Origin of the sequence: Streptomyces flavofungini, assembly GCF_041028215.1 — a bacterium.
Lineage (GTDB): Bacteria > Actinomycetota > Actinomycetes > Streptomycetales > Streptomycetaceae > Streptomyces > Streptomyces flavofungini_B.
Genome location: NZ_JASKYR010001537.1, coordinates 1 through 536, shown reverse-complemented (window position 1 = coordinate 536; position 536 = coordinate 1). Strand labels below are relative to the sequence as shown.

The window sequence follows — 536 nt, the reverse complement described above, 5'->3', positions numbered from 1 at the left end:
GCCATGAGCCCCCTGGAGCGGCATCGCGACGCCGGAGCGTACGCGCTCGGCGTCCTCGACGCGGCGGACGCGTTCCGCTTCGAGGAGCACCTCGCGGGGTGCCCCCTCTGTCACCTCACCCTCGACGAACTGCACCTCACCGTGGAGCGGCTGCGGCACCACGGGCGGTCCCCGGACACCGCCGGGGCGGCGCCCCGAGCGGCGGACCGGGTGCTCGGCGAGCTCGGGCGGCTGTGCCGGGCCCGGCGCAGGCGGCGGCTGTGCGCCGTGGCCGTCGCCGTCGTCCTGGCGGTCGGCGCGCCCGTGGCGGCGGCGCTGGGTGTGGCGGGCGGCCGGACGGGTGACGACCGGGCGGTCGCCGCCTCGCTGACGGCGCGCGACCGGGCCTGGGGCACCGAGATCGACCTGGCGGTGCGCGACCCCGCGCCACGCTCACGGGTCTGCGAGCTGGTCGCCGTCGGCAAGGACGGCTCCGAACGGACGGTCACGACCTGGCGGACGCGGGGGCGGGACGCGGGCCGGGCGGCGGGGCGGAC

Annotated in this window: 1 protein-coding gene; it reads left to right on the top strand. The window is 79.7% G+C overall.

Annotation, left to right across the window (positions count from 1 at the left end; translation table 11 throughout):
- The coding region (locus tag AB8Z36_RS42065) for a zf-HC2 domain-containing protein (protein WP_369218572.1) at positions 1–536 on the top strand (536 nt) is incomplete at both ends.